The 20,929-nt window shown below is 63.2% G+C and carries 7 protein-coding genes; all 7 read left to right on the top strand.

Annotated features, from left to right (window positions below):
* Window positions 1-188 precede the first annotated feature (188 nt).
* The 7 genes from ACUY2Y_RS03650 to ACUY2Y_RS03620 are packed head-to-tail and all read left to right on the top strand — an operon-like array spanning window position 189 to window position 20,905.
* Entirely contained in the window at window positions 189-1,088 is a 900-nt protein-coding gene (locus ACUY2Y_RS03650) for a DUF4132 domain-containing protein (RefSeq protein WP_448324848.1), read from the top strand.
* Window positions 1,081-5,652 (top strand): hypothetical protein, encoded by a 4,572-nt coding sequence (locus ACUY2Y_RS03645; protein ID WP_448324847.1) that lies wholly within the window; start codon window positions 1,081-1,083, stop codon window positions 5,650-5,652. Before ACUY2Y_RS03650 ends, ACUY2Y_RS03645 begins: the two co-directional genes overlap by 8 nt.
* Window positions 5,649-10,196: a hypothetical protein gene (locus tag ACUY2Y_RS03640; RefSeq protein WP_448324846.1), complete on the top strand. Its 4,548-nt coding sequence runs from the start codon at window positions 5,649-5,651 to the stop codon at window positions 10,194-10,196. Before ACUY2Y_RS03645 ends, ACUY2Y_RS03640 begins: the two co-directional genes overlap by 4 nt.
* Window positions 10,193-14,812 (top strand): hypothetical protein, encoded by a 4,620-nt coding sequence (locus ACUY2Y_RS03635; RefSeq protein ID WP_448324845.1) that lies wholly within the window; start codon window positions 10,193-10,195, stop codon window positions 14,810-14,812. The genes ACUY2Y_RS03640 and ACUY2Y_RS03635 overlap by 4 nt, the downstream gene beginning before the upstream one ends.
* Window positions 14,809-15,909, top strand: a complete 1,101-nt coding sequence (locus ACUY2Y_RS03630) for an ATP-binding protein (RefSeq protein WP_448324844.1) — start codon at window positions 14,809-14,811, stop codon at window positions 15,907-15,909. The genes ACUY2Y_RS03635 and ACUY2Y_RS03630 overlap by 4 nt, the downstream gene beginning before the upstream one ends.
* On the top strand, window positions 15,906-19,295 hold the full coding sequence (locus tag ACUY2Y_RS03625; RefSeq protein WP_448324843.1) for a DUF5682 family protein: 3,390 nt from the start codon (window positions 15,906-15,908) through the stop codon (window positions 19,293-19,295). Before ACUY2Y_RS03630 ends, ACUY2Y_RS03625 begins: the two co-directional genes overlap by 4 nt.
* Window positions 19,292-20,905, top strand: a complete 1,614-nt coding sequence (locus tag ACUY2Y_RS03620; RefSeq protein WP_448324842.1) for a hypothetical protein — start codon at window positions 19,292-19,294, stop codon at window positions 20,903-20,905. Before ACUY2Y_RS03625 ends, ACUY2Y_RS03620 begins: the two co-directional genes overlap by 4 nt.
* Window positions 20,906-20,929 lie beyond the last annotated feature (24 nt).

Raw genomic sequence — 20,929 nt, 5'->3', positions numbered from 1 at the left:
GGCGTCGATAAGCGGTGTTTTTCTACATTCCTATTCCTGGGTCAGCGCGTTCACCGTTAAAACCGCGACCTTGACGAAAAGTATCCAGGAATAGGTTTTTGTCGTTCAGCTGACAGCCCTTGCCTAATTGGCTGTCGATTCACCTCATCGCGACACATTCGGGTGTGATCTGAAGTACATTCGCGGGCATGAGCGCCACCGCAGAAGCAGCAGAACCCACATGGATCGACGTGACCGGCGGATACGCCCTGACCATTGATGACGGAGCAATCCGAGCCCGCAACGCCAAAGGCAAACAGCTGAAGTCCGTTCCCGCGAAGGTAAAGAAGACCGAGGAATACTTGCAGCTTGACAGCCTGCTTACGTGGCTGAAGACCCATGATGAGGAATGTGGCACCCAGGTGGAAACGTGGCTGCTGCGCTCCCTCCCCGTCCCCTCGGTAGTCCTCGCCGAAATCTGGCGAGACGAGACGTGGCAGTCCTGGCTGCGAGATCTCATCATCCAGGCCGCAGACGACGCATCTGTTGCTGGATTCCTGAGGGATGTGACGAAGTCAGACGACGGGAAGGTCGAGCTCGGCGTCGTCGACTTGGACGGCGAAACGCGCACGATCGTGGCCGAGGAGATTCTCATCCCGCACCCGGTGCTTCTGGATGACCTGGAAGACCTGCGTGAGTTCGCCGCCGACCTTGGTGTGGAACAGCGCTTCGATCAACTCCAGCGCGCAGTGTACGAGCGACCCGATCCCCTGCCGAAGGAGTCGTTAACCAGCCTGGACGAATGGGCGGGCGCCACCTTCGAGAAAGCGCGCTTCGCAGTGAACCGCGCTCAGTCCGGCGGGTTCATTGTCAAAGGTGGGTACGCTAAAGCCCGCATCTACGAAGACGGCCACCTCGTGGAAGCGAGCTACTGGATCGACTCTGATGAGCATCCCGAGTACGAGGCGCACACTGGCGCATTGTTTTGGCTGATTGACGGAAGTAGCGTCTCGGTGCGGGAAGTTGGACCTGTCGCCTACAGCGAGGGCGTCCGCATGGCCACGCACATTCACGCCGGCCGAACCGTCGAAGAGGGCGACGATGCATGACATCCGCACCCGCCTCGAACAGGGCGGTATCACGCAAGAAGCTGCAGACACCTCCTTCCCTCTCGCCGCAGCCACCTACACCCACCCCGTTCTGGCCGGTCGCCCCGTTGTCAGGCTCACTCCCGAGCCACTCGTGGAAGCAGACAAAGCCACCCTCGCGGTGACCGGACTTGCGTTACAGGAACAGACCCGCGTCGGTCACGTGCGCCGCCGCGCGGTCGGTTTTCCCGAATGGCCGATCCTCCACGACCCCGACAACGCCCAGGTCGCACTCGCCCTCGTTGCCGACTTAAAACGTCTTTCCCCCCGCGCCGCATCCAAACCGGCAGCAGCCAAGAAAGAGCTCGACGCACTCGCGGACACCCTCGATGCCAGTGCCCCTCACTTCGTGCCCACATTTTTAGAAGAAGCCGGCCGCATCTTCCTGGATACAGAAAACACTTCGTATGCATCACAGATGTTCACCAAGGCACGCGAAGTCGAGCGCCGTCACGCACTGCTAATCGACGAAGAGCGCCACCGCGAAGTCCTGCTGGAATTCGCCCATGCAGGAGCGATCTCAGCGAAAGAACTCACCGCAGAGTCGACAAGGCTAGCCGAGCGCTTGGAACCAGCAAAGGCCTACGATCGATTCCGCTCCCTGTGCTTGGAGCGTGTCCGCGGCGGACTCACTCCCTATTCCGGGATGAAAAAAGACCTAGCGAAATTGGCGAAAGCGGCGGGGCTAAAACCCGCCGACGAAGAAGCAGCAATGGCCGCAGAACTACTGCGCGCAAACTCCATCGAGCACGCGAACGGTAAGTTCTGGAAAGACTACAAAACCGCGATCCGGAAAGCAGCCAAACAGGACGAAACGCTGCAGGCCCACCTACTGGGATTGTTTCCCTGGGAACCCACCGTCGACGACTGGATCGATATTCTCCGCAGTAGCGGAGCTATCGAGCTCGCCAAGCAGGGAAAGCACCCTGATTTTGTCCGGCGCATCTTGGAATTAGCCACTCGCACCATGTGGCACACGGATAGCAAAGAGAAACTCGCCCCGCTGCTCGACGAGATTCTTCCGCACGCCGGCTGCACAGCTATCGCCGTGCCGGACGGTTGGTTGGACAACATCCCCGCAGAAGCGTGGGAGAAGTTGCTGAGCCATGACGTGGCCATCGATTTCACTAACTATGTTGTCCTGGCTTACATCGACCTCAAAACCTGGGCGGGCAACGAACATCGGGCTCCGCTACCCCACGTTGCTGCCAGCGAACAACTTCAGAAATACCTGTTCGAGGGCATCGAAAGGGCGCTTGAACATTCCGACGAGATCACCGTTATCGCGACCGACCCCCACCTCCACCCCGTGGTGGTCGAGCTGCTCACAGAACGGATCGAGTCCCTGGAGTCGACGCCGCCGACGGCGGATCGTTTGGCCGAGGTGACCGATGTCGTTCGCAACTTCGAGTTCGTCGACGACACCGAGATCCAAGGTCTCCTCGACCGCGTCCGGACATACCACGGCAACTTGGCCGAAGTATTAGCAGAGACCCTACGCCGTGGCCTGCTCGAAGAGATAGGCTGGCCAGAATTCGAAGGCGCCTACTCCGACAAACTCGAAAACGACCCTTATGGCCGGGTGACAGTGGCAGACTGCTGGCCGGGCGTGTTGGTACACAACGAATCGGAAATCGAGCTGGTCGTCGGCAACTCCCGCACCGAGATCCAGAACTGGACCGGTGAAACGATCGAGCACGTCATCGAGGCAGACGACCAAATAGCCATTGTGACGCGGGGCAGGTCCGATAGCAAGAACAAGATCAGCTGGTCTGGTTTCCGCGAGCCGATGGAAGTCGACGCGCGCTCGGTTGTGAGCCGCACTTTTTTAGACGCTTCAGTGCCTGTCCCCGGCGGACGCCTCCTCGGAGAAAAGACCGTCGTCCGTCCTGGACAGCCCACATGGGCCTACGACACCGCGCAGTTCTTCGTCGAAGGCGACCGGGTCTGGATGGTCACAAACGCTGAAGAGATCGTCGAGATCGATCCCGAGACCGGTGCACTCGGCCGGGAGTCACTGCCGGATTGGTTCGAAGAGCAATGCCGCCGCCACCCCGACCTTGTTTTCGATCCGCTCAGCTCCCAATTGCGTCCCGTCTGCGACGAGACCGCACACTCACCATTCTCCACAGCAGACGGCTACCACCGGCACGCGGTATTTCACCGCGAAGACGACCCGAATTTCGCTCTCATTGTCGATGCAGACGGCACCGAGTTCACCGTCACCGGCAAGCTCGCCCGCTCCGCCTTCGGGGTGATCCGCCTTCCCGACGGACAGCCACGCATTCTCACCTCCATGTTTTCCGACACATGGATAATCGACCCGGCAGATGGCAGGCGCACCCAGTTCTACGGTCTCGAATTCGACTCCAAAATGTGGTGGCACCACACCCGGTACCGCGACCTGGAACTGAGCGCGAGGTTGCGCAAGATCACCGCTGATGACCTAAGCGACGTCATCAAACACTTCACTGAACCGCACGTAGACGATGATATGGCCGATTCCGACGATTTCGACGTTGTAATAGCCGATACCGTCGGACAACTGCTAGACATCGACGACTACGTGGTAAGCCACGAGATCGCGCGGTATGCCATATCCCTGGCCCAGTCCTGGCCCGGGTGGGAGATCTCGAGCCCCGAAGAAGCATTGTCGACTACGCTCAGCCTGAAAGATCACGAGGACATTTTGCTGTCGACCATGCAGTACGAATGGGACGACATCGACGGCCTCCCCATCTGGCACGGCACAGCGAAGCTAGGCTTACACGACAAAGAACTACCTCAACCATCATCGCAGTGGCACAACGGTCCGAACAACTGGATCGAGCTGCTCGGATGTGCCGACGCACTCCTCGCGCTCGCTGCTATCCCGGGCCGCACAGCAGAACAAGCCCAAGCACTTAAAGAACTGTGGGTCCTGCTGCGCGACACCAACGCCCTTGAAGCCGATCACTTGATCGTCGAGGACATGTTCGTTCCCCACAATCTGCAGCCACAACAATTTCCTCAGCAGTCGCTGCTTGCTGGCCTGGAATACTACGGGAGATGTCCACTCGTGCGGGCCGACGGTGGCGGCCCCATCACTATCGGCGGCAGCCCCGTGGAGGTCTACTCTAAGCGGGAGATCGCGCCGTCGCGCACGGACCTCGAGCCTGTCTTCGACGCACTCATCGAGCGGCTCCGCGACAACGGCCCGCAACCATGGTCGCCCGAACCCGGTGAAGCATTCGCCGCCGCAAGCGGCGCACTGCTGACCGACGCGCATTTGATCATGGCCGGATTCCCGAACTTCCATAAGTGGGAGTCCAATTTCATGCCCAAAGAGCTGCGCACAGCAATGGGGCTCAAGGTTGCCGAAGCAGAAAAAGCAAAAGACCGCCTACGAGATTCGCGTGAGCATTTCTTGCGTGTGCTCGCCGCAGGCATTCCAGACGACGCTGAATCTGTCCTAGACAACGGACTAAATGCCCACGCCATGGCAGCGTACTGGTCCGAACACGGCCCCGCCACACCCCCACAATTGCCAGAGGAGCTCGCCAACCGAAAACCGCAGTACCTCGACGAAAACACCATCCTCAAGGTTCTCGCCGGCGAGCACGACACTTGGTGGTCCGAGGAAGTCGCCTCGGTGCTTTGGCTGGCCAACGAGGTCGACATGTCCGACCCGGTTCGCAGCAACTTAGCCGATGTCGCTGAGAAACTGCACGAGTCCCCCTCCGGTTTGGACAACATCTCCGTCTGCTACATCAGCATCTATCGGGACGTTTGCCGCAATCTCAACCAGCCCATCAGAGACTTCGACGACCCCAACGAACCGATCTACCAGTCGGGACGTTTCACCCGCATCGAAGAATCCTGGCCAGGCAAGACTTGGATTAGCGCCGATTTAAGCGATGTCACCGACCCGAATGATCCTGACTTACTGCAGGCCATCGATCTTGCCGTCATAAGCGAGGCATCCACAGGCTTCCTCTGGATTCTGAAACTGTTCTTGCAGGGCAGTTTGTCTGCTTACGCAAAGTGGCTACGCGAACCAGGCGAAGGCGACCCGCACGATCCGCTGGCCGTCGTGCCCGAACTCGTCGGAGAGGTGGCATCCACTTTGAAGGTCAGCGAGAATGCCGCCCGCTACTATTTGCAGCTTCTCGCCTGGCCAGATCCCACGGACGCGAATGTGCGCCGCTGGAATGAGTGGAAAAAAGCAGATATCACCAAAGCTGGCACCGAATTGGTCAATGCAGGCGCCGTCGTCGAAGCGAAGCGGTCCCGCGCCAAGCGAAAGTACTTCCTGCCAGGCGGTTGGACGGAAGGAAACCCGCCCCACCTACCGATCGAAACATGGAAAAAAGAATCCTTCGGCATGGTCAAAATGGCCGCACGCAGCAAATACGAGCCAATGGACAGCGTGATCACCGCTCCCCTACCACCGTCGGAGTGGTTCGCCACCTGCTGGGAACGCTCACGAGGAGACGACGCACCACAATTCGCCGAACTGGAAACTGACCGGAGGAATCGCCGATGACGTTAGATGACAGCATCCGCCTCGAGCAGGGCGGCATCACGCAGGAAGCTGGAGAACGCTCCTTTCCCCTCGCCGCAGCCACCTACACCCACCCAGTTCTGGCCGGCCGCCCCGTTGTCAGGCTCACTCCCGAGCCACTCGTGGAAGCAGAGAAAGCCACCCTCGAAGTGGTGGGGCTTGAGCTGGAAGAGCAGACCCATGTCGGTCATTTGCGCCGCCGCGCAGTCGGCTTCCCCGAGTGGCCGATCCTCAACGACCCCGACAACGCCCAGGTCGCACTCGACCTCGTTGCCGACTTGAAACGTCTTTCCACCCGGGCACGGTCCAAGCCGGCGGCGGTGAAGACAGAGGTCAACAAGCTCGCAGACGATCTCGACGCAGCCGCCCCGCACTTTCTGCCGACATTCCTGGAAGAAGCCGGCCGCATCTTCCTGGAAGCGGGAAGCACGTCGTACGCATCGCAGATGTTCACGAAGGCGCGCGAAGTTGAGCGTCGGCACGCATTGCTTATCGACGAAGAACGCCACCGCGACGTCATGATGGAGTTCGCCTTTGCGGGGGCGGTCTCCGCGAAGGAATTCACTGCGGAGTCCACGCACCTGGCTGAGCGGTTGGAACCTGCAGAGGCCTACGAGCGGTTCCGCGCACTCTGCCTGGAGCGCGTCCGCGGCGGGCTGACTCCCTATTCCGGGATGAAGAAAGATCTAGCGAAGCTAGCCAAAGCGGCGGGACTGAAACCCGCCGACGAGGAAGCTGCACTGGCCGCCCTTCTGCTGCGGGCGCCCTCCATCCTGCGGGCGAACCAGAAGTTCTGGAAGGATTACAAGACCGCCATCCGGAAAGCAGCCAAACAGGACAAGACGCTGCAAGCCCACTTGTTGACGATGTCGCCGTGGGAAGTCAAAGTCGACGACTGGATCGATATTCTCCGCAGTAGCGGAGCTATTGAGTTCGTCAAGCAGGGCGATCACCCTGATTTCGTCCGGCGCATCTTGGGATTAGCCACTCGCATCATGTGGGACACGGATAGCGATGAGAAACTCGCCCCGCTGCTCGACGAGATTCTTCCCCACGCCGGCTGCACAGCTATTGCCGTGCCGGACGGTTGGTTGGACAACATCCCCGCAGAAGCGTGGGAGCAGTTGCTGAGCCATGACGTGGCCATCGATTTCACTAACTATGTTGTCCTGGCCTACATCGACCTCAAAACCTGGGCGGGCAACGAGCATCGGGCTCCGCTACCCCACGTTGCTGCCAGCGAACAACTCCGGAAATACCTGTTCAAAGGCATCGAACGGGCGCTTGCACACTCCGACGAGATCGCCGTCATCGCGACCGACCCCCACCTCCACCCCGTGGTGGTCGAGCTGCTCGCTAAACGGGTCGAATACCTTGAATCGGCACCACCGACGGCAGATCGTTTGACCGAGGTGACCGACTACGTCCGCCACTTCGAATTCGTCGACGATGCCGAGATCCAAGGCCTGCTCGACCGCGTGCGGACATACCACGGTGACCTCGCCGAGGTGTTGGCGGAGACTCTGCGCCGCGGCCTGCTAGAAGAGCTGGGTTGGCCTGAGTTCGAGGTTGCTTACGGGGAAAAATACGAAAGTGACCCGAATAACTGGGTCGCAGCGAAGGACTGTTGGCCCGGAGTCGTGGTGCACAACGACAAGCAACTTGCTCTTGTCGTCGGCGAGTCCACCACCGAGATTCAGAATTGGACTGGTGAACCGATCGCGGGAGTCGCCGAAGCCGACGGCCACATCGCTATTGTGACGCGGGACCGTTCCGCGAACGGGACCAAAATCAGCTGGTCCGGTGCGCGTGAACCGTTAGATATCACGGTGTCGCATTTCTCCCACGCTGCAGGTCTCGCGGCCTCTGTCCCTGTTCCCGGTGGTCGTCTCCTCGGAGAGAATGTGGTCGTACGCCCTGACCAGCCCGTATGGAGCTTCAACACCAGGCAGATCTTCGTTGAAGATGACCGTTTCTGGGTGCTCAATGACTTAGAGAAGATCGTCGAGATTGACCCCGACACAGGCGCTCTCGGTCGCGAATCCATGCCCGACTGGTTTGATCAGCAGTGCCGCCGCCACCCCGACCTTGAGTTCAATCCTCTCACCTCCCAGTTGCGGCCCGTTTGCGAGGAGACGGAGAAGTCCCCGTTTTCCACAGCAGACGGCTACCACCGGCACGCGGTTTTCAACCGGAAGGGCGACCCGGACTTCGCCCTCATTGTCGACGCGGACGGCACCGAGTTCACAGTGACGGGCGCGCTCGCCCGCACGGTCTTCGGTGTCATCCGACTGCCGGACGGACAGCCACGCCTTCTCGCGAGATCGGCAGGGGACACATGGATTATCGACCCGGCGGATGGTATGCCCACCCGTTTCTACGGCCTCGAGTTCAACAGCGCGATGTGGTGGCACCACACTAGGCACCGTGACCTCGAGGCCAGCGCGAAGCTGCGCGAGATCACGGCCGATGACCTGCGCATGGTGCTTGAGCGCTGTTCTAATTTCGACGTCGACGATGATCTGGCCGATACCGTGGAACAACTGCTGGACATCGATGAGTACATGGTGAACCGCGCTATCGCGCAGCATGCCGCAGCCCTGGCGCAGTCGTGGCCGGAGGTTGGGATATCACCGGATGTTGCTGTGACCAGAACGCTTGCAATTCAAAAACACAATGGAATTCTCCTTTCGGCCATGGTCCACCGGTGGGACGATTTTGATGCGCTCAACGTCTGGCACGGGGCAGCACGGCTCGGCTTGACCGACAGAGAACTGCCGCCGAAGCCGGATTCCTGGTACGTCAGTGAAAACAACTGGATGGAGCTGCTCGGCTGCGCCGACTCCTTGCTCGCGCTCGCTGCAATGCCGGGCCGGACACTTGAAGAGATCCGAGCTCTCAAAGAACTGTGGGTCCTGCTGCGGGATACGAACCTGCTATCGGCTGAGCATCTGATCATCGACCAGCTGTTGGACAACGGACGCTACCGAGAAATCCACACGAAATTCCCGCCGCTGACGTTGCCCGGCGGACAGCACTACGGGAACAGGTTCATGGTCCTGCGTGCCGACGGAGGAGACCCCATCACCATCGACGGCCATGCTCTCGAGCTTGAAAACCGGCGGGAAATCACACCGTCCCGCACAGATCTCGAGCCCGTCTTCGACGCCCTCATCGAGCGTCTCCGCGACAACGGCCCGCAACCGTGGTCGCCTGAGCCCGGCGAAGCTTTCGCAGCGGCCAGCGGAGCTCCTGTTGTTGAAGCGCATCTGATCACGGCCGGATTCCCGAACTTCCACGTCTACGAGGCCAATTTCATGCCCAAGGACGTGCGCACGGCAATGGGAATCAAGGTCGCCGAGGCGAAAGAAGCGAAACGCAGGATGAGCAGATTCGACGAGTATTTCCTGCGCGTGCTCGCCGCTGGCATTCCCGAGAATGCTGAATCTGTCCTGGACAACGGTCTAGATGTTCAGGCGATGGCGGAGTACTGGTCCGAACATGGTCCGGCTGCTCCCCTGCAGCTGCCGGCAGACATCGCGGAGCGAAAGCCGGAGCGCCTCTCCACAGAAACCCTTCTCAACGTCCTCGACGGAAAACACGAGGACTACTGGGACTCGAGGGTCGAATCGGTGCTCTGGCTGGCCAACGAGCTGGACATGTCCGACCCGGTCCGCGGCAACTTAGCCGATGTCGCCGAGAAGCTGCACGAGTCCCCTGAAAAGCGGCAAGATCTTCACCTCGGCGTTCTGGGGTCGTACTGGGATACCACCCGCAGGCTCAACCTGCCCATCAGAAGATTCGACGACCCCGACGATCCGATCTACCAGTCGGGGCGCTTCACCCGCATAGAAGGATCCTGGCCCGGCGCCACCTCGATCAGCGTCGATGTGAGCGACATCACCGACGCAGATGATCCTGATCTGCAACAGGCCCTCGACATTGCCATCATAAGCGACACATCCACAGATGACCTCTGGGCGCTGAAACTGTATTTGCAGGGCAGCTTGTCTGCCTACGCCACGTGGCTGCGCGAACCAGGCGACGGCGACCCGCACGATCCGCGCGCCGCCGCGCCCGAGCTCATCGGAGAAGTGGCCTCCACGTTGAACGTCAGCGAGAATGCCGCCGTGTACTACCTGCAGCTTCTTGCCTGGCCGGACCCGACGGACGCGAATGTGCGCCGTTGGAACGGCTGGAAGAAAGCCGACATCACCAACGCCGGCACGGAATTGGTCGATGCGGGCGTCGTCGTTGAAGCCAAGCGGTCCCGCGCCAAGAGAAAATACTTCTTGCCTGGCGGTTGGACGGAAGGACAGCCTCCGCACCTGCCGATCGAAACGTGGAAGACGGAGCCATTCGGCATCGTCAAAAAGGGCGCGCGCAGCAAGGCCGAGCCGCTCCTCTGGGTGGCCGTCGCACCCCTCCCGCCGACAGAATGGTTCGCTGCCTGCTGGGAGCGCTCCCAGGGCGAGGATGCGCCGCAATTCGAAGAGTTGGAAACGAACCGTAGGAGTCGCCGATGACATTGGAGGACAGCACACGCCTCAACCTTGGGGGCATCACTGAGAACGCGACGGACAACTCGGTGCCGCTCGTGGCGGCGTCATTCACCCACGCAGCACTTTCCGGCCGCACGATCGTCCAACTCGCACCCGAGCCACTGGCAGAAGCCGAAGAACTGGCGCTCGGGGTCATCGGCCTCGAGCCGGCCGGCCGCGTGAACGTGGGCCACACGCGGCGGCGGGCAATCGGGTTCCCCGCCTGGCCGATCCTCAACGACCCCGAGAACGCGCATCACGCGCTCAACCTCGTCGCCGACTTGGAGCGCGCGGGCAAATACGCCGCCAGCAAGCCCAAGAAGTTCAAAGAGGCAGTCGACGAGTTGGCTGACAAACTCGACAACAGCGCACCGCACTTTCTCCCCACATTCTTCGAAGAGGCCGGACGCATCTTCATCGCCGCAGATAACGGCAAGCTCGCCGCGCAAATGTTCACGCAGGCGCGCGAAGCTGAACGCCGCCATTCGCTGGCTATCGACGAATCTCGCCATGCCGAAGCCGTCATGGAATTCGCTTACGCGGGAGCGCTGAGCACAAAGGAACTCGGCAACGAGGCGAAGCGGCTGGCGGAACAGCTTGAACCGGAAGAGGCGTACCGCGCATACCGCACCCTGTGCGTGGAACGAGTGCGGGGTGGGTTGAGCCCGCACGCCGGAATGAAGAAAGAGCTGGCGAAGCTGGCGAAGGCCGCTGGCTTGGACACCGCTAAGGAAGAAGTCGGGGTCGTCCGCGATCTGTTGAGCGTCCCGTCGATGCAGAAGGCCGGCGCGCATTTCTGGAAGAACTACGAGAAGGCTATCTGCCGCGTCGCCGAGGACGATTCCTCGCTCATCGACCGCTTGCTCACGCTGTTCCCGCGGAACGTGGACACCGACCCGTGGCTGCACCTGCTGGAAACCGCGGGAGCGCTCGACGCAGTGAAAGACGGCGCGCACCCGGACTTCGTGCCGCGTCTCCTCCTGTTCGAGTCCCAGTGGACAAAATGGCCGCATACGCCGTCGACCCAGTTGACACCGGTTCTCGCAGATATCCTCCCCCATGCCGGTCTCAGCACCGTCACCCTGCCTAAAGACCGGCTCCATTACCTGCCGGCGGCAGCCGTCGAGCAGGTTCTCGCGAACGGACTGACCTTCTCGTTCTCCCATACACCAGTGCAAACGGGCATCGACCTCACCAGATGGGCACGCCTTCCGGAGCGCGCACCACTGCCCCACCTCATGGCGGACGAATCGCTGCGAGGAGCTGTCGTTCTGGGGATCAAGAATGCGATGGGCCATCCCAAGGTCGTGGAGACACTCACCGCCGATCCGCACGTCAGGACGTTGGTGGTGGAGCTGCTCACGGAGATCGTCGATAAGCTTGAAGCGGGAGTGCCGACCGTCGACCATCTCACGCAGGCCACTACATTCGTCCGCGGCTTCGAACTCGTCGGCGACGAGGAGATTCAGGCGTTTCTCGACCGGGTGCGTGCGATTCACCGCGATCCGGCTGTGCCGCTGGCCGAATCCTTGCGCCGCGGCCTGCCCGATGAGCTCGGCTGGCCTGAATTGGAGCAGCTCAACTGGAAGTACGGGGAGCCAACGCAGCTCACTTTCTGGCTAGACGCCGAAGATTGTTGGCCCGGCGTCGTTGTGAGACAACATACCCGCGCTACCTACCTGCGCGGCCGCACCGCCACCGAGATTCCGAACTGGACCGGCGAGGAACTCTTCAGCGCCGTGGAAATCGACGGCCAATTCGGCCTCGCCACTTACACCAACTCGAATCCGCGACTGTGGTGGGACGATACCCCCAAGGGCATGGCCAGCGCATGGAAACAATTTTCGGACGGCGGTCTCTCCGCCTCGGTCCCTGTGCCCGGCGCGCGCATCTTCGGCGCCGACACGGTGATGCGCCCCGGCCATTCCACGTTGGCGAGTGGCAGCGAGCATTTCTTTGTCGACGGCGACCGGATATGGCTCGTCGAACGCTCCGCGCCTGACGACGTCTCTCCTGTGGTAGAAATCGATCCAGCCACCGGTGCCACTGGCCGCGAGAGCTTGCCCGACTGGTTCGCCGAGCAGTGCCGCCGCCACCCGGATTTGGTGCTCGACCCGTGGCGTTCTCAGCACCGGCCGGTGGAGGAGACGACCGAGGACTCGCACTTCTCCACTGCTGACGGGTTCCACCGTCATGCTGTGTTCACCCGTCCCGACGACTCCGACTACTGCCTGCTGGTCGATGCGGACGGAACCGAATTCACCGTCACCGGCAAGCACGCGCGCGCAGTCATCGGCGCACTTCGCCGCCCCGACGGCGAACGGTGGGTTCTCACTAATGAACGCATAGATCCTGTCGTTGTCGATCCGGACGACATGACCGCGGTGGCTGTGCGCGGCACGCACCTCCACTCGCAAATGTTGTGGCACCACTTCCGTGTGCGCGAGCCCGAGACAAGCGGGAAACTGCGTCAGATCACTGCCGATGAGGTTCGCCCGCTGGTGGAACAGGCGCGCGGGAGTGACGGTGGCGTCGATAAGCGAATGTGCGAAGTTGTCGGCGACCTGCTCGATATTGACGATCCGGTGCTGCGCTACGCGATTGCGTCCGTTGCGCATGAGGCAGCCACGACCTGGCCGCAAGAGGACGCCGGTGCACGGGCGGAGGAGCTCACCGGGGCGCCGACGTTCGCCGAGCACCATGAGGTGCTCCGGCCCCTCACGCGGTTTCCCCTCTATGAATTCGACGCGATGGACATCTGGCAAGGCGCGGCAATATTGGGAACGCACGACCGCTATGTCCCTGAGAAGGGGTACACCCACAACAGCACCAGGGGCTCAAACGACTGGATGAAGCTGCTCGGTCACGGCGATGCGCTGCTTGTTTTCGCGGCATCTCCCGGTCGTACTGCGGACGAAGTGCAGGCGTTGAAGGAGCTATGGATTGTACTGCGCGACGCCGGCGCACTCACGGCTGACAACCTGATGTTGGAGTCCTACGCCTCGGTGCCGTTTTCGCCCGGGCAGAATGTACAGCTGCCGCCACAAGCGGTACGTCTTGTGTACAGAGGTTCCAACGACATCCTGATTGTGCGGGTATCTAGCGAGGAACCGGTGACAGTGGATGGCACACCCCTAAAACTGAAAAGCCGCACTAACATCGCGCCGTCGCGCACGGACCTTGAACCGGTCTTCGACATGCTGCTCGCACGCATTGAGCAGGACGGCCCGCTGCCGTACTCAGCGTCCACGGGCGAGGCTCTCGCCGCCGCAGCTAGCACGCCGCTTGCCGACGCCCACCTGATCGCCGCCGGTTTCCCGAACCTCTATTCCTTCAACACTAATTTCGTACCGAAGGATTTGCGCGCGGCCATGGGTATGAAAGTCGGCGATCTCAAAACGGCCCGCGACCGGTTGATCTACTTCGACGACCACTTCGCGGCGATCCTGGCAGCCGGCCTGCCCGACGATGCGGAGGAGTTGCTGACCAGCGGCCCGGATACCGACGCCATGGCCCGGTACTGGTCCGAGCACGGGCCGGACTACCTGCCCGAGCTGCCGGCGCGCATCGCCGAGCGCATCCCGAAAGTGTTGAAGGAGAGCGTGCTGCAAAGCATTGTCGCCGGCCGGCATGTCGACGATGACAATGACGCTGACAATGCTGGCGGCTGGGCCCAAGAGGTCGGCGCTTTACTGTGGCTTTCCACTGAGCTGGACATGACCGATCCGCTGCGCCCTGCGCTGGCCGATCATGCCGAGCGGCTGCACAGCTCCCCACGGGGCACCGAGGCAATCAAGGTCGCTTTCACCGGTGTCGGCGAGGACGATGAGGCAGTTCGCAGCGCGATCGGTGCGCCGAAACGCGCTGAGGGCGACACGGACCGCAAAGACCTGCAGGCAGGCAGGTTCGCAGTAGAACAGCATGATGACGGAGATGTGATCTTCGTCGATCTCTCAGATGTCGATGAGCCGTGCCGCGACCTGGATCTGGCGCGCGAATGGGTAAAGGACCTCCATTTCGGCACCAGCAGGATGCGCGTTGCGGCGGTGGACCTCCGTGCACGCGGTTCCCTCACCGCCTACGCGGAATGGCTGAAGCAGCCCGGCGAGGGGGAGCCAAGCGACCCGCTCGTCTCTGTGCCAGGCCTCGTGGCGACGGCGGCAGACACATTCGGAGTCAGCGAAGACGCGGCCCGCTACTACCTGCAGCTGCTGGCCTGGCCCGACCCGACGGACAAGAATATCCGCCGCTGGAACTCCTGGAAGAAAGCCGATATCGTCCGCGCCGGTTCCGAACTCGTTGCCGCCGGTAAAGTCGTCGAAGGCAAGCGCCCCCGCTCGGGCCGCAGCTATTTCTTGCCCGGTGGATGGGTAGAAAAAGTGCACAAGTCTAACGGGCAGCTCCCGATCGAGGTGTGGAAGCTTCCCGCATTCGGCATCGAGCAGACTGGTTACAACGGCGAATTCGAGCCGCAGCTGGACATCGCTGTCGCACCCTTGCCGCCGCCGGAGTGGTTCGCCGCCTGCTGGGAACGCTCACAGGGGGATGACGCACCACAATTCGCAGAACTGGAGACCACGAGGAGGAGACGCAATCGATGACACACCAAGTCGTACTAGCAGAAGAACGCTTCGCGGACGAACTCGAGTTCCTCGAGCGCTGGGATACCGGCGCACGCCCACCGGGTTGGAAGCTGACACCGCGCGCCGTGGTCGCTTTCATTATGGGCGGCACCGATCTCAAGGCGGGACGGTCCAAGCTGACCATCGCACCGAAATACGTCGGCGATCCAGCGCTGGTGGAGCGCTGCGTGATCACGCTAGCGGGTTCTCGCGGGTTGATGCTGGTCGGCGAGCCCGGCACAGCCAAGTCGATGCTCTCCGAGCTGCTGTCGGCTGCGATCTGCGGAACCTCCGGGCTGGTGGTGCAGGGCACCGCTGGGACGACAGAAGACCAGCTGCGCTACGGCTGGAATTACGCGATGCTGCTCGGAAACGGCCCCACTCCTGAGGCGCTGGTGCCCAGCCCGGTGATGCGTGCAATGGAAAGCGGCGCGATCGCGCGCATCGAGGAGATCACCCGCTGTTTGCCCGAGGTGCAGGATTCGCTGGTTTCTCTGCTGTCGGAGCGCCGCATTGCCGTGCCCGAACTCGGCGACATGTCGGTGGCGGCCACCGAGGGCTTCGGGCTCATCGGCACGGCGAACCTGCGCGACCGCGGAGTGTCCGAAATGAGTGCGGCCCTGAAACGCCGCTTCAGCTTCGAGACGGTCCACCCCATCGCCGACGTGGATGCGGAAATCGCCCTCGTTTCCAAGCAGACCCGGCGGGCCTTGGACGCCGCTCAGATCGACGCGCCTGTCGACGAAGTCGTTGTCGAAGTCCTCGTCACCGCCTTCCGCGACCTCCGCACCGGTGTGAGCCGGGAAGGCTGGCCGGTGGAGAAACCCACGACAGTCCTCTCCACCGCCGAAGCCGTGTCCGTGAGCACGTCGATCGCCCTGGCCAGCGCCTATTTCCCTGCCCGCAGCGACGGCCTGCGTGATGTGGCTGGACACCTGCTCGGTGTCGTCCGCAAAGACGACGAAGCGGACGCGGATCGGCTGCGCGGCTACTGGGATGGAGTCGTCCAGCGCCGAGCAAAAGACGGCGCTACACCGTGGCGCACCCTGTGGGATCAGCGCGACGAGCTGGCATGATGGGGGAAAACGTTGCGGGAGCCGTCGATAAGCTAGCGCGCGATTCCATCTACTTGGTTGGCGTACGGCACCACTCGCCGTCGCTCGCGCGCGTGCTGCCGCGGCTGTTGGATGAGGCGCGCCCGGACGCGGTGGTGCTGGAATTGCCGGATCAGGCGCAGCCGTGGTGCGAGTGGATCGCCCATCCCGAGGCGACAGCGCCGCTCGCTTTCGCGGTCGCCGATGACGACGGCACGATCGGTTTCTGGCCGTTGGCCGATTTCAGCCCGGAGCTCGTCGCCCTGCGGTGGGCGCGCACGCGCGACGTCCCTGTGATCTGCGCCGATCTCTCCCCCGCCGCGCGCCCCGAATCTTCGGAGGCATCTGACGGCGAGTTCAACGTGGGCACGCTTATCGACGCCCACGTTCGCGCCGAACACCCCGACGACGCCTGGGACCGCCTCGTCGAAGTCCCCTCCGCCGGCGCATCACCCGAAGCTGTGCGCCGCAGTGCTCTGGCTTTCGGCTGGGCGTACCGGCAGGGGCGGATGGTGGATGAGCGCACGGCCGCGCGTGAGGCGTCGATGCGCGAAGGTATCCGCCGTGCCCGCGCTGAGCACGGCCCCGCGGTGACCGCGGTGACGGGCGCGTGGCACAGCCCGGCGCTGACCTCTGAGCTAATCGACGCTGAGGCGGAGTCCGACCGCGAGCTGCTTGGCTCCCTGAACTTTGACGGCGAGCCTACGGCCAGCCTCGTCCCCTACTCGCAGAAGTTGCTCGATTCCCGCTCCGGTTACCCGTCGGGCATCCGCGACCCGCGCTGGCAGCAAGCGGTGTTGACCCACGGCGACGACCCCGCCGCATTCGAGGGTGCCGTGACCTCTCTGCTCACCCAGCTCGCTGCCCATCTCCGCTCGGAGGGCCATCCGTGCGGGCCAGCTGAGATCCGTGAGGCGAACCGCATGACGCTCGACCTCGCTGCGCTGCGCGGGTTGCCGGTGCCGGGCCGCCGCGAATTCCAGGAGGCCTGCACCTCCGTCTTCGCGCAGGGCGACGTGCTCGGGCGCGGCCGCGCCGTGGCCCGCGCCGCCGAGAAAATCCTAGTGGGCAATCACAACGGCGCCCTCGCCCCAGACACACCCCAATCGGGTCTGGCTCTCGCTTTTGCTGAAGATCTCGCTGCCCTGCGCTTGCCGGGCCCTGGCGAACGGTCGCGCGAGCTGACCCTGAATCCGCTGCGCCTGAAAGACTCCTCTCCCGAAGACACATTGGACACCCGGCGCGAAATCTTCCTGCAGCGCTGCCGAGTCGCACGCATTGCCTACGGCATATCCAACGATGTCATCGGCGTCGGCGGCGCCCAAGCGGTCAGTACGAAATGGACAGTGCTTTACGACGTCTCCACCAGCGCCAGCCTCCCCCACGCCAGCCGATTCGGTGTGACCGTGGTGCAGACCGCCAAAGGCGTTCTGCGCACCCGCCGCCCCGACTCCGACTCCGATCCCGACCCCGACGTCCTGGTGACCGGCCTGACAGACGCCGCCACCGCCGGACTAGCCGACGAATTCGACTGGTGGCTTAACGCCGTGACGGCGGAGCTGCCCCCTCGCGCCGGTATCGACGCTTTGGTGGAGGCAATCGAGGTCATCGCCGCTATCGGCGAAGGCACCGTCGCAGGAATGCTACTGATTGACCGTGACGCCCAGATCGCTTCTGCCCTGGAGATTCTCGTTGATGCCGCTGTTGCTCAAGTCGACGGGCTCGCGGGCAGCGACGACCCAGCCGATGCCGCCGCGTTGGGCCGCCTCGTCGCCTTGCGACACGCAGATATCGGGCTGCGCCTAGCGCACTCGCTCACCGAATTCGTCTCCGCTGCCTCCCCGCTGATGCAGGGGGCAGCTACTGGTTTGCTGCACCGGATCGGCCACGATACAGATGGCCTGACCAGCATCGCTTCCCGCATCCGCGCTGCCTCCAGTGTGCAGGGCCGCCGCGATCTGGCCCGCTGGTTGACCGGCCTGATCACCGCCAGCCCCGAATTGCTCACTGACGAGCCCTCACTCCTCGACGATCTCCGCTCCGGTGTCGAAGACATTGACGAAGCGATGTTCGTCGCCCGCCTCCCCGCATTGCGCGGCGGCTTCGACCCGATGTCTGCCGCCGAACGCGAACGCTTACTTGAAGCTATCGGCGCCGACCGCGTCCGGCCGACCGATGTGCCTGCCGAGGAACTCGTCCGCTGGGCGACCGAAGACCGCGCAGCCTGGGAACGCCTCCAACGCCTTGGCCTCACCTCCGTCGCCGTGTCTCCCAAACAGCGCTGGTCGCTGGTGCTGGGGCGTCGCCACCACGAACTGAAGGGGACCGAGCAGCGGAGACTAGCGCGCAGCCTGGACCAGCTGTACGGCGCCGGTGACGGCGAAGGATCCTCTGTCAGCTATCTGGGCGGCCGCGGTGGATCCGAGCCTCCCTACCCCACCGCGCGCGAATGGGCCGACGACCTAGACGCCCTGTTCGGTGAAGACGTGCGGGAAGACATCGCCGCTTCAGCGATCACTGCCCGCAATCCGCTCGCCATCGACCTTCTTGATAACACTCAGCCCCGCGCATCCGTCGAGCTTCTCAACGACATCCTGTCTCTCGCCGGCGGCATGCCCGAATCGACTCTGGCGAAGCTGCGACCGATTCTGCGCCGCATGGTCGCCGAGCTATCCCAGGCGCTAGCCAACCAGCTCCGCCCCGCTCTCAACGGTTTGCAGGGGTGGCGCCCCACCACGCGCCCCTCACAGCGCTTGGATGCCGCGGCGACCATCCGCAGGAACCTACGCCACGCCGTCTCCGGCTCCGACGGCACCCCGCAGCTCGTCGTGGCCACACCGATTTTCCGCCAACCGCTGGCTCGGCGCTCAGAATGGCACATCATCGTGCTTGTCGACGTCTCCGGGTCCATGGAACCCTCCACCGTCTTCGCCGCGATGACCTCCGCCATTCTCGCCGGCGTGGACGCACTATCGGTGACGTTCCTGGCCTTTTCCACCGAGGTCGTTGACCTGACCGACCACGTCGACGACCCGCTTTCACTACTGCTGGAGATCAAGGTCGGCGGCGGCACCGACATCGGCGGCGCCCTCGCCGTGGCGGGGGAACGCGTCACGGTCCCCTCGCGCACAATGCTTGTTCTGATCAGCGACTTCGAGGACGCCTACTCCGCATCCTTCATGCTGTCCCGTATCGAGTCCTTGCACAACTCCGGCGTCCGGATGCTCGGCTGCGCCGCATTGGACGATTCCGGGGCAGCGCGCTACAACGCTAAGATCGCCGCGCACGCCGCTAGCGCAGGCATGGCTGTCTCCGCCGTCTCACCGACGGAGTTGGCACGATGGGTGGCAGAGCAGGTGCAACGATGACCCACAACGATCTTCCCGGCATGGACCCGGCCTTCGTCGCCGCCACCATCGAAGCACTCCCCGGCCGCCTGCAAAAACGCCTGGACAAAGCAGACCCTGACTCCTGGACTATCGCCGCCGACGCTGGCGCCGACACCACCACCGTGACCGTCGGCACCGCCACCGTCACGCTTGACCCTCCACAGGCTGCGGAGTGCGACTGTCTACTCAGCCCCCGCTGCCTCCACCTGGCGCAGGTGCTGGTGAGCTGCCCGTCGGCTGAGGCGCAGCCGGACTCCGCTGACGATCCCGCTGCAGACTCCACTGATTCCGCCGACTCTTCCGCCCCCGCTAACGCCCCGCTGGCCCTCACCCGCGAGCAACTGGACACCCTCGAACTCGCCGAATCCTGCCTCATCGGCTTGCTCGACCGCGGGCTCGGCGGACTCACCGCCGGTGACCGCGCGAAAGTGCTGCGCGTCGTGGCAGCAGCGCGGGTGCAGAAGCTGCCGCTGCTGGCCGCCCACTTCGCCAGACTCCACGGCTACCTCGGCACCGGACGCCTCGGGTACGGCGAAAGCCACGTCACCCAGGACGCAATTTCGACGCTGGTGGAAATCGCATTAGCGACTCACCAGCTCCGCCACGGCCACGAAACCGGAACATTGAGCATCGACGCCATCGGCACTGTGCGCCGCGCCTACGAGCCGGTTGGGAATCTTCGGCTGCGCGGGTGGGCGTCTGAGCCGCTTCTCACCGCGTCCGGCTATAGCGGGGTCATCACCTATCTGGTGGACGAACGCGACGGCCGCGTCTGGGAGCTGTCCTCCGTTCTCCCCGGCGACAGCGCGCAGATCGCTCAGTCCTACAACGGCGACACCGGACTGGGCCAGTTAGGGCTCCCACACTGCGACGTCGCTCGTACCGGCCTCCTGCTCACCAACGCCACGGCCTCCGCCGACGGCAGGCTAGGCCGCGGTAAGAAACTCCGCGTCAGCGCACGCACCCCGGACACAGATGCCGTTCCGGCGCAGGACTGGTGGTTCGGCGACGCCGTCCTGCGGGGAATCGAGGACGACGGACTCCACCCAATATTCGTGTTCGACACCGACGAGGGGCCACTGCGCTGCCAGGCCAGCCCCACCGCTGAACGCATCGGCAGCCCCGCCTTGAGGACTCTGGCCAGTGCGAACAACGTGCAGGTGCAACTTCGCCTGCGCCAGCGCCACGCCCAGGAACCGGGCAGCGCCCCATGGATCCTCATCGGTGTCGCTCACGACAAAACCTGGGTGTTCCCCGGCCTCGACCGCCCCAACAACCACTGGCTCGGCGTCCCCAAGGACGCGGAACTGGTAGCTGTCCCCTTCTCACAAATCGAACCGGAAACGGTACTGCAACGGTGGCGAGATGCCGTGGCACGTCAGGGCCGACGCGCGGTGACCGGTACGAACCGCGAACGGGTCATGGCCGATGCCGCGTGGCTGCGCTCTCACGCCAGCGGCCACCGAGCCGACCTCCTCGAGAAGCTTGCCGACGCCGCCGCCACCGGCTCCCACGATTTCGATGGCCGCTTCCGCCCCGACCCCCGCGACATCCCCCGCCGCTGGGCCGCCGTCGCCGCGGTGTGCTGACCTCTGAGCTGCGAACTCCAGCCG

This window comes from Corynebacterium sp. 20-84 (assembly GCF_053479455.1).
This window is presented reverse-complemented; position numbering and strand designations above follow the sequence as displayed.

Excerpts from the sequence above, each read along its gene's own strand:
- ACUY2Y_RS03650 (WP_448324848.1), top strand. The coding sequence starts at position 189 with ATGAGCGCCACCGCAGAAGCAGCAGAACCCACATGGATCGACGTGACC.
- ACUY2Y_RS03645 (WP_448324847.1), top strand. The coding sequence starts at position 1,081 with ATGCATGACATCCGCACCCGCCTCGAACAGGGCGGTATCACGCAAGAA.
- ACUY2Y_RS03640 (WP_448324846.1), top strand. The coding sequence starts at position 5,649 with ATGACGTTAGATGACAGCATCCGCCTCGAGCAGGGCGGCATCACGCAG.
- ACUY2Y_RS03635 (WP_448324845.1), top strand. The coding sequence starts at position 10,193 with ATGACATTGGAGGACAGCACACGCCTCAACCTTGGGGGCATCACTGAG.
- ACUY2Y_RS03630 (WP_448324844.1), top strand. The coding sequence starts at position 14,809 with ATGACACACCAAGTCGTACTAGCAGAAGAACGCTTCGCGGACGAACTC.
- ACUY2Y_RS03625 (WP_448324843.1), top strand. The coding sequence starts at position 15,906 with ATGATGGGGGAAAACGTTGCGGGAGCCGTCGATAAGCTAGCGCGCGAT.
- ACUY2Y_RS03620 (WP_448324842.1), top strand. The coding sequence starts at position 19,292 with ATGACCCACAACGATCTTCCCGGCATGGACCCGGCCTTCGTCGCCGCC.